This window comes from Herbaspirillum sp. CAH-3 (genome assembly GCF_009668275.1).
Taxonomy (GTDB): Bacteria; Pseudomonadota; Gammaproteobacteria; order Burkholderiales; family Burkholderiaceae_D; genus Herbaspirillum; species Herbaspirillum aquaticum.
Genome location: NZ_VSWE01000014.1, coordinates 157,245 through 166,930 on the forward strand (window position 1 = coordinate 157,245; position 9,686 = coordinate 166,930).

Annotated in this window: 14 protein-coding genes; all 14 read left to right on the plus strand. The window is 62.0% G+C overall.

The genetic code is table 11. From position 1 onward, the window contains the following. The first annotated feature begins 31 nt into the window (after positions 1-31). A complete protein-coding gene (locus FYB76_RS19030; protein WP_154134686.1) occupies positions 32-832 on the plus strand; it encodes a hypothetical protein in 801 nt (266 codons plus the stop codon). Positions 833-874: 42 nt separating this feature from the next. After that, a complete protein-coding gene (locus FYB76_RS19035) occupies positions 875-2,182 on the plus strand; it encodes a P22 phage major capsid protein family protein (RefSeq protein ID WP_154134687.1) in 1,308 nt (435 codons plus the stop codon). 69 nt (positions 2,183-2,251) lie between these two features. Beyond that, a complete protein-coding gene (locus FYB76_RS19040; RefSeq protein WP_229297024.1) occupies positions 2,252-2,497 on the plus strand; it encodes a HeH/LEM domain-containing protein in 246 nt (81 codons plus the stop codon). A gap of 30 nt (positions 2,498-2,527) precedes the next feature. Next, positions 2,528-3,091, plus strand: coding sequence for a hypothetical protein (locus tag FYB76_RS19045; RefSeq protein WP_154134688.1), 564 nt, complete (start codon positions 2,528-2,530; stop codon positions 3,089-3,091). Then, on the plus strand, positions 3,088-4,413 hold the full coding sequence (locus FYB76_RS19050; protein ID WP_154134689.1) for a hypothetical protein: 1,326 nt from the start codon (positions 3,088-3,090) through the stop codon (positions 4,411-4,413). Before FYB76_RS19045 ends, FYB76_RS19050 begins: the two co-directional genes overlap by 4 nt. Before the next feature lie 12 nt (positions 4,414-4,425). Further along, positions 4,426-4,830: a hypothetical protein gene (locus FYB76_RS19055; protein WP_154134690.1), complete on the plus strand. Its 405-nt coding sequence runs from the start codon at positions 4,426-4,428 to the stop codon at positions 4,828-4,830. Beyond that, a complete protein-coding gene (locus FYB76_RS19060; RefSeq protein ID WP_154134691.1) occupies positions 4,827-5,231 on the plus strand; it encodes a hypothetical protein in 405 nt (134 codons plus the stop codon). Before FYB76_RS19055 ends, FYB76_RS19060 begins: the two co-directional genes overlap by 4 nt. Further along, a complete protein-coding gene (locus FYB76_RS19065) occupies positions 5,231-5,902 on the plus strand; it encodes a hypothetical protein (protein WP_154134692.1) in 672 nt (223 codons plus the stop codon). The genes FYB76_RS19060 and FYB76_RS19065 overlap by 1 nt, the downstream gene beginning before the upstream one ends. Beyond that, on the plus strand, positions 5,899-6,090 hold the full coding sequence (locus FYB76_RS19070) for a hypothetical protein (protein ID WP_154134693.1): 192 nt from the start codon (positions 5,899-5,901) through the stop codon (positions 6,088-6,090). Before FYB76_RS19065 ends, FYB76_RS19070 begins: the two co-directional genes overlap by 4 nt. Then, positions 6,083-6,907, plus strand: a complete 825-nt coding sequence (locus tag FYB76_RS19075; protein WP_154134694.1) for a hypothetical protein — start codon at positions 6,083-6,085, stop codon at positions 6,905-6,907. The genes FYB76_RS19070 and FYB76_RS19075 overlap by 8 nt, the downstream gene beginning before the upstream one ends. A 10-nt stretch (positions 6,908-6,917) precedes the next feature. Continuing rightward, on the plus strand, positions 6,918-7,088 hold the full coding sequence (locus tag FYB76_RS26690; protein WP_195724673.1) for a hypothetical protein: 171 nt from the start codon (positions 6,918-6,920) through the stop codon (positions 7,086-7,088). 90 nt (positions 7,089-7,178) lie between these two features. Continuing rightward, positions 7,179-8,702, plus strand: coding sequence for a phage tail sheath C-terminal domain-containing protein (locus tag FYB76_RS19080; protein ID WP_154134695.1), 1,524 nt, complete (start codon positions 7,179-7,181; stop codon positions 8,700-8,702). Between the two features lie 62 nt (positions 8,703-8,764). Continuing rightward, positions 8,765-9,196 carry a hypothetical protein gene (locus tag FYB76_RS19085; RefSeq protein WP_154134696.1) on the plus strand — a complete coding sequence of 144 codons (432 nt, stop codon included), beginning with the start codon at positions 8,765-8,767 and terminating at the stop codon, positions 9,194-9,196. Continuing rightward, positions 9,196-9,582 carry a hypothetical protein gene (locus tag FYB76_RS19090; protein WP_154134697.1) on the plus strand — a complete coding sequence of 129 codons (387 nt, stop codon included), beginning with the start codon at positions 9,196-9,198 and terminating at the stop codon, positions 9,580-9,582. The genes FYB76_RS19085 and FYB76_RS19090 overlap by 1 nt, the downstream gene beginning before the upstream one ends. Positions 9,583-9,686 lie beyond the last annotated feature (104 nt).

Genomic DNA, 9,686 nt, shown 5'->3' on the forward strand with positions numbered 1-9,686 from the left:
CGCTTTATCAACCATCCCAAGGGGATAACTCATGCACGTTTTTTCCGTCAGCAAGCTGTTCAAGCACCTGTTCCTCAACTTCATGCGCTTCAACGCCACGGATGACACCGGTGGCGGAGGTGGCGGTGGCCCAGAAATCACTCCCGAGATTGAGGCCGTCATCGCGGCACGCATCGCCGAAGCCACCAACGGCCTGAAGGCCAAGAACAGCGAGCTCCTGGGCAGCTTGCAGAAGCAGAAAGAGACGCTGAAGCAGTTCGAAGGCATCGATGTGGAATCCGTGAAGCAAATCATGGCCCGCTTCGAGAACGACGAAGAAGCCAAGCTGATCAAGGACGGGAAATTCGATCAAGTCATCGAACGCCGCACCGAGAAGCTGCGCGCGGAATCGGAACGCCAGGTGCAGCAGGCTCTGGAGAAGGTGAAGGCCGCTGAAAAGCGCGCGCAGAACTTCGAGGGCCTGGTCCTGGACAACCATATCCGCGCCGCCGCCGCAACGGCCGGCATGCACCCGCAAGCCATCGAGGACGCCCTGTTCCGTGGCCGCTCGATCTTCACCCTCGACGCTGAAGGCAAGGCCATCCAGCTGGGCGAAGACAAGCATCCGGTGCTCGGGAAGGACGGCAAGTCCCCGTTCACTCCCGCCGAATGGCTGGAAAGCATGAAAGCGACCGCGCCGCACTGGTTCCCGACCGGGAGCACGGGTGCAGGCGGTGGCCAGGGTGGCAGCAAAACCACCAACGCAAAAACCATGAAGCGCGATCAGTTTTCCGCGCTGCCCCCCGTCGAGCAGGCCGAAACGGTCCGCAGCGGGGTGCAGATCATCGACTGATCAAGCACACCATCACCAAGCCGCCTTCGGGCGGCTTTTTTTATGAAAGTCGAAGCCATGTTCAAGAAAATTACCGTCCTGATGGCGCTGCTGGTTGCGCCTGTTGTTGCCTATTTCTCCCGCATGGGCGAAATCGGCTTCTGCATGCTGCACAATTACATGGCCCGACAAGGCCTGATCCTGGGCGCCAACACCCTGACCGGCCTCATCCCGACCATCTACGAGTCGCTGGATGTCGTCTCCCGTGAAATGGTGGGCATGATCCCTGCGGTCTCGCGCAACTCGAGCGCAGAACGCGCAGCCCTGAACCAAGTCATCTCCGTCCCGATCACCCCGGCTGTCGCCCTGGCCGACAACACCCCGGCTGTGACCGCACCGAACACCGGTGACCAGACCATCACCTCGGTTAACATGACCATCAGCAAGTCCAAGCACGCTCCGGTGCGCTGGAACGGTGAAGAGCAGCGTGGCCTGATCAATGCTGGTACCTACATGGGTATTCTGCAAAACCAGTTCACCCAGGCTTTCCGCTCGCTGGTCAACCAGATGGAAGTGGATCTGTTCACCACCACCTACCAGAACGCATCGCGCGCCTACGGCACGCCGGGCACCGCCCCGTTCGGTACCGCTGGTGACCTGTCCGACATCGCCAACACCCGCCGCATCCTGGATGACAACGGTGCGCCGCAGACCGACCTGCAACTGGTCCTGGGCAACGCTGGTATCGCCAACCTGCGCGGCAAGCAAACCGTGCTGTTCAAGGTGAACGAAGCCGGTACCGACGAGCTGCTGCGTCAGGGCATCATCGGCCGCCTGGAAGGTCAGGACATCCACCAGTCCGCCGCCATCGTCCCCGTGACCAAGGGCACCGGCGCGTCGTACACCACCAATACCACCGGTTACGCCGTCGGCGCTACCCAGATCACCCTGATCACCGGCTCGGGTACCGTGCTGGCCGGCGACACCGTGACCTTCGCTGGCGACTCGAACAAGTACGTCGTGACCGCTGGCGTCTCTGCCCCGGGCACCATCACCATCGCCGCGCCTGGCCTGCTGCAAGCCATCCCGGCCTCGGCCACCGCCATGACCGTGGGCAACACCGCGACTCCGAACCTGTCGTTCTCGAAGTCGGCCGTGCAGCTGATCACCCGCTCGCCGCAGATGCCCATCGGCCCGAACGGTCAGGCCATGGATATGGCAGAAGACGTGATCCAGGTCACCGACCCGGTCTCTGGCATCGTGTTCGACATCGCCATGTACAAGCAGTACCTGCAGCTGGTCTACCACGTCCGTCTGGCGTGGGGCTGCCAGGCGATCAAGAGCAACCACATCGCAATCCTGCAAGGCTGATCGCCGCCGCGCAGTTTCAACCATCAGGAATGGCGGCTTTGGCCGCCATTTCTCTTTCTCGGGATTCCCATGAGCATGCTTGAAACCGTCCGCATCAAAGCGGAAGTGAGCGATGACAACCCCCTGGGCTACATCGTCATCAACAAGACCGACTTCAACGAAGACGAGCACGAGCTTTTCGGCGACGAATCGGCGGCCACCGGCGGCAAGAAGGCCGACCTGCAAGCCGCGCTGACCGCCAAGGGCATCGCCTTCCCGGCAAATGCCACGAAGGCCGACCTGCAAGCCCTGCTTGACCAAGCCCCCGCCCAGTAACACCAGCATCCAGCAACAAGGCCAAAGACCATGACCACGACCATCACTGTTTCCGCAAAAGGGCCAGAAACCATCCCCTTGCAAGAGAACCAGGCCCTCAATCTGTCGGTTTCTGCCGATGGTAGCGGCGCTGCTTACTTGCTGGATGACGTGGCCGGCGCAGGAAACTCGACCCAGTCCTGGACTTTGGCTGCTGGCCAATCGCAGAAGCTGGGCCCGTATGCCAATACCCGCCGCGTGCGCGTTGTCGCGACCGCCGGGACCATCCAGGCAACCATCGTGCAAGCGGTGCTGAATCAAGCACCTGGCACCCCGCGCACGATCACCGCATCCGACACCGTAGTGGCCACCGACGTGAACGGCCTGATCACCTACAACTCGGCATCGGCCGGGACGCTCACCATCCCCAACGACGCCACTGGTGGCTTCAGCGCCAATGAGTTCGTGGCCGCCTACCAGGCTGGCGCTGGTGCGGTTTCGTTCGTGGCCGGATCGGGCGTGACTCTGCGCTCGCCTTCGGGCGTGGCCGCTGCCGTGCAGTACGGCACCATCGCCGTGCAGCGCGTCGGCCCCAATGAATGGGCGCTAGTATGAAACTCCGCGAATATCTGCGCTCTGCGCGGCATCGAAGCGGAGCGGTCCGGACCGGTATTTTGCGTTATGCGTCCTCGTTCAATCGAGCCCCTACCAAACAGCAAGCAGGCTCGGCCAGTTTTGCTGCGCGCGTTGCGAACGTCTACCAGCATGTCATCGGTTCTGGTGATCTTGACGGCATCGTCGCCCGTATCACGAACCGTCTTGGCGCAGTCTCGGGCGTGACCAACAACACCACGGCGCTGGCGAATTTCACGCTGTACCTGGAGCATCAGGGGATCAACCAGACGGTGCAAATGCTGTTCGGTGGCGCGACAAGCACCACCATCGCCGGTTCCGCTCTGGAAGTCCTGTCGGACGCGCTGCTGCCAAGCGCTTTCGGGCTCACCAAATTCTCGCGCGGCGACAAGGTGCGATTCCGTTACAGCTTCGATATCGTGGTCAACGGCACGTGGCCGGTCAACAACTACTACGACTGGTCGTATACCACTGGTGCATTCGGTTCGCGGGCGCAGATTTACGATCCGACCGTCACGACCTGGACCAACATCGCCGGTACTGGCGCAATGACATTCAGCGGTACCGCGCCGACTGGCACGGCCGCGCTGCCTGTGGTGCTGATGGGCACGTTTGTGTCCGGCGATCCGGTGGTTGTGTTGACGGGCAAGGACAGCCTGGGCGAAGGCTATTACGACACCCTTGGCGCGGGCCTGAACGGCGGCACCGGCCAGTTTGCGCGGGCGCTCTATGGCGATGGATCGGCCCCGATTGCAGGTATGAATGCCTCTGTGTTCGGCTGCACCAACCTGCTGTGGTTCAACGGCGCCGCGACCATGAACACATTGGTGAAATACGCCAACGTGATCGATTACGGCTTGGGCACCAACTCGTTCGACGGCACTGCCAACAACTCCACGGCGCTCAATCAGGTCGTCGCCTATGACCAGTCTGTGCTCACGGCCATGCGGTCAAACGCGAGCGGTGCTGCAGGCGCTCGGGCCCTGAAAATCTACGGCGAGTTGCTGGGGCCGCGTTCTGCCGCTGGGAGCGATTACACGACGCTGGCAGGGCAAACGGTATTCGGTCCGAAGTGGGACATTGGCGGCGACGTTGCGAGCTACAACGCAACTCGCGTGAGCCAGGTTGGAACGTATCTGGATGGCACCTTTGATCCCGGCAGCGTGCTGCGCGGATCATCCGATCCGGCAAACGCCAATTTCTACAAGTGGCTCCCCAACTACTCCAACGACGGGACGCATTACAGCTCGACTGGCGTGGTTCCATGGGCGACCGCAAAACGCTCGTTCTACCTATCGCTTTGAATTGGAATAGCCATGGCCCTATCTGAAGCCCAAATGACCGACATCCGGCGATACATGGGCTACCAGCTGGTGGGCACCACCATGCCCATCACCGTGAACAGCGACATTGTGTACGGCTCCTTCGGGATGGTCACGATGTCGCTGTATCAGCGGCTCACGTCGCTGACGCCGAGCGAGGAAACGGTCCTGACGACGAACTTCCTTACCAAGCTGGGGCAGCTGGAAACCGACGTCTACGGCAGCCGGGAGAATCTGGATACCGACCAGGCCGCCGTCTGGTACCACAACAAGGCCGAGATCTCCGACCGGTTCGCGCTGTACAACCGGATCCGGCACGAGCTGTGCCGGTTCATCGGGTTCAAGCCTGGCCCGGGGCTGAATGCTGGCGGCAACATGGTGAAGTTGGAGCGCGCATGATCTGGGTCGACAACGCACTGGTGGTGGCCCCTTACTTCATCGGCCTTTGCCTGGACGAGAAGCAGTTCCGCAAGACCCAGAAAGCGATGGGCATTCCGCGCAAGGACTGGGGCGAGATGGTCAATCCCGGCTCGGATGCAACTTGCCACACGTTCATCAAAGGCGATGGCTCGCTGGCTGCAATCGTCACGATCGGAGCGCACCAAGGCAAAACAATCCAGCAGGTGCATGCGCTGCTTGTCCATGAGGCGGTGCATATCTGGCAAAACATCCGCCGCGAGATCGGCGAAGACAGCCCGAGCAAGGAGTTTGAGGCGTATTCCATTCAATCCATCTCGCAGCGCTTGATGGAGGCCTACGAGGAACTGACTGCAAAGAGCGGGAAGAAAGCGAAAAAGTAATGGACGCCTTGAAACTCCGGAGCAAGATTTACAGCGGGTATGCGAAGGCCGCCCTGCGCCTGGGCCTGGACAACGTCCAATACCGCCCGAGCGGCACCGGCAACCCGCTGGCGACCGCCGGCGTCACGCTGAAGGCCAGCTTCAACGCACAGGACATGACCTACGGCAAGCCGAATAAGTACGGCATCGCGGTCTGGTATGGCCTGTTCGATGCCAGTCAGACGCTGCCAGGTGATTATCTGGTCGGGCCGCAAGGCACGTTCTTCATCGCCAGCCAGCAGTTGCACCTGCCGATCCAGCTGGTGCAGTGCAACCGCAAGGTGTTCCTGACACGCACCTCGATTGCCTCGGGCGCCGGCGCGGTCGACTACGGCGGCCCGACTGGATCCGCAGATGACACCATCCTGCTGGGCGGCTCTGGCTCGGTGGCGGACACCGGGTGGCCGGCGAGCATCCTGCTGTTCGGCCAGCGCGAGCGCAACCTGAGCGAGATTCCCAGCAGCGTGCAGCAGATCGGCTGGCGCATCATCCTGCCGCCTTCGGTCCCGGCCTCGGTCGTGATCACGGCGGCGGACATCCTCACTGACGACATGGGCCGGCGCTATGCGGTCCAGGGCGCCGAGCTCACTGACATGGGCTGGCGCATGACCTGCACGGAGCTTCACGCATGAAAAACATCAAGATCGTCAGCGACGGCACGGCCGAAGGCACTCAGGTATTCAATTCTGATGGCCAAAAAATCGATGCCCTCATCAGCCGTGTCGAGTGGTGCATTGATGCTGTCGGCCGCGTCGGCGAAGCGAAAATCACGTTCGCTCAGCCGGTGGTCGAGTTGAAGGGTGAAATCAGCGATGGCTGACCTATCCGACGTCAGCAACATGCTGGTGGCCGAGCTCGCGGCCTATCTCTATCCAAATGGGACTTCGAACCCGGTTTCGCCGGTGGTGAACTCGAAGGTGAAGGTCTTCGCCGGCTGGCCGCAGCCTGAAGACCTGGACGCGGACCTGGGCGCCGGGTGGGGCTACATCAGCATCTATCCGCTGGACACGGAAAAGCAGCTGCTGGTGACGCAGCGCGACTGGCAGGCTGGCACGCTGGCCGCCGCCACCATCACAGCATCCGTCGCTGGCCAAGTGGTGACGCTCGCAGGCACCGTGAGCGCGGGGCAGAACGTCGCCATCGCTGTCAACGGCACGGCTTACATCGTCGCGGCTCAGGACGGCGGCACGCTATCCGGCCTCGCCGCCGCGCTGGCCACGCTCATCAGCGCGGATGTGCCGGCGACGTCCAGCGGCGCGGCGGTGACGGTACCGTCGGCCAAGACGCTGGCCGCCAGCGTGGGCACGTCGGGCACGATGACCCGCGCGCTGCGCCGGCAGCAGAAGGTTTTCCAGATGACGGCCTGGGCCAGCGGCCATGCGCAGCGCGATCAGCTGGGCGCGGCAATTGACCAGGCACTGAGCCCACTGTCACGCGCGGCGCTGACAGATGGCTCCGTCGGCGTCTTGCACTACAGCCGGAGCATGCAGGACGACAGCATGCAGAAACAGCGCATTTACCGCCGCCATGTGCTGTTCGCGGTGGACTACATGACCACCCAGAGCACCACCGGCACCACCGTGCTGGACGCAAACGCAACCATCGTCGGCGGAATCGACGTGAATATCTCGACTTGAGGACCATTCCATGAAACTCGTTGCAACTCAGGCTTTTGGCGGCTATGCCCAAGGCGCAGAAATTACCGACCAGGCTGCCATCGACGCGATCCTGGCCAGCGAACAGGCCGCCTTCGTGGTGCGCGTGCCGGATGACCCGGCGCCGGCCGCCAGCGTCAAGAACTCCGCCGACAGCAAGTAAGCACCAGCAATCCCCATAAGGGCCGCCCAGCGCGGCCTTTTTCGTTTCTGAGGCCGCCATTCGCGGCCTTTTTTCTTTTCGGAGGCTCCAATGCCGGTTTCCCAAGCGGGCTCGATCAACACCACGGCCCTGATCGTCCCGGACATCTATGTCCAGATCCTGCCGCCGCAGAACACCCTGATCAATGGCCTGCCCACCAACATCCTGGGCATCGTCGGTACCGCCCAGTGGGGACCGGTGAATGCGCCGACCACCATCGGCGACATGCAAGGCTATTCGCAGACCTTCGGCGCGATCCAGAACCGCAAGTACGACATGGGCACGCAGGTTGCCCTGGCCGTGCTGCAGGGCGCCAACAACTTCAAGTGCGTGCGCGTGACCGATGGCACCGACGTGGCCGCCTCCGTCGTGGCGCAGACCAACTGCATCACCTTCACCTCGAAATACACCGGCACGCTGGGTAACGGCATCCAAGTGACGCTGTCGGCCGGCTCGGCCGCAAACTCCTGGCGCGCCGTCGTCTCGATGCCGAACCGCCAGCCCGAGACCTTCGACAACATCACCGGAACCGGTGCTGCGCTGTGGGCCAACATTGCCGCGGCCATCAACCTGGGCCAGTCCAGCCAGCGCGGTCCGTCGCAGGTCATCGTGGCGACTGCCGGTAGCGGCACCACCGCCCCGACTGCCGCCACCCTGAGCCTGACCGGCGGTACCGATGGCGCCGCCACCATCACCAGCTCGGTGCTGCTGGGCCAGGGCACCACCCCCCGTAAGGGCATGTACGCCCTGAGCGGCACCTACACCAGTATCGCACTGCTGGCCGACTGCGACGACTCGACCAGCTGGACCACTCAAGTTGCATTCGGCCTGTTCGAGGGCATCTACATGATCGGCGTGGGCCCGGCCGGAGACACCATCTCCAACGCGGTCGCCGCCAAGGCCACGGCCGGCATCGACAGCTACGCCATGAAGCTGCTCTTCGGTGACTGGGTCTACTGGCAGGACACCGTGAACAACGTGACCCGCCTGGTCTCGCCGCAGGGCTTCGTGGCAGGCTGCCTGGCGAACCTGTCGCCTGAGCAGTCCAGCCTGAACAAGCAGCTGTATGGCATCGTCGGCACCCAGAAGAGCATGCAGAACCTGCAATACAGCAACGCTGAACTGCAGACCCTGGCCCAAGCCGGCATCGACCTGATCACCAACCCGATTCCCGCCGGCAGCATGTTCGGCGTGCGCATCGGCCACAACACCAGCAGCAATCCGGTGATCAACGGCGACAACTATACCCGCATGACGAATTACATCGCCTACACGCTCAACAGCGCCATGGGCAAGTTCGTCGGCCGCGTGCAGTCCACCGACAAGAATGACCCGGTGCGCCGCGAGGTGGACGGCACGATCAGCAGCTTCATGCAGAACATGATCGACCAGAGGATGCTGGACAGCTTCGACAACAAGTGCGACCTGACCAACAACCCGCCGAACCGCATCGCGCAGGGCTACCTGCAGGACGACCTGAACGCGCGCTACCTGGGCATCGCTGAAAAGCTGATCGTCAACATGCAAGGCGGAGCGTCGGTCGTCACCCGCGCCAGCCTCGCAGCGGCTTCCTAATCGCCGCACCAACCCCATAAAGACCCCGCTTCGGCGGGGTTTTGCATTTTCTGGAGAAAAACATGCCGCAAAACGGTTTCAGCGTAGGGCGCGACGTATCCCTCGACATCATCACGTCGAACGGCCCGCTGAGCTTCGGTCTCATCACGAAGTTCACTTCGAAGCAGGACATCACGGACAAAAAAATCAAGGGTATTGATGGCGTCACTCGCCATGTGCGCTTCCCTGACGGCTGGTCCGGAACCTTCGACATCGAGCGCCAGGACAGCACGCTGGACGATTACTTCGCGCAACTGGAGCAGGACTACTACGATGGCATCGCAGAGCAGGGCGCGACCATCACTGAGACCATTCAAGAAGTGAACGGATCAATCTCGCAATATCGCTACTTGGGCGTCTTGCTCAAGTTCGATGACGCTGGCGACAAGTCCGGCGACAGCACTGTCATGCAAAAACTTTCGTTCGTGGCCTCGCGCCGCATCAAGGTGTCCTAATGGCCAAAGTATCCAACGTAAAAACGTCAGCGCAGAGCGCTGGTGCGACCCAAGAGCTGATTGCCGCAGCCAGCGCTGAACACATCGTCACGGATGCATCTGGCCGCGTCATCACGTTGCGCAAGCCCGGGATCCTGGCTCAATATCGACTCATTGACGCCCTCGGCAATTCCGCGCGTAATGAGGTCTACGTCGGCATGGTGATGCCGGTGCTCTTCGTCGCACAAATCGACAACGCGCCAATCTCGCCGCTGCGGACGAAGGCGGAAGTTGAAGCGCTCATCCAGCAGCTGGAAGACGTCGGTATGGAAGCGGTGATGGCCGGCGTGAAGGAACATTTCGGCAAGGCTGATGCAGAGGCAGAGGCTGAATCCGTAAAAAAATAGTTCGGTCCGGGCCGATCCGAGAGGCGCTTTGGCTGATCTTCAATGGAGTCAGCGAAGACCTGGCATTCGGCCTGGACGATGCAACGCGCAGTGGCTGGGCGATC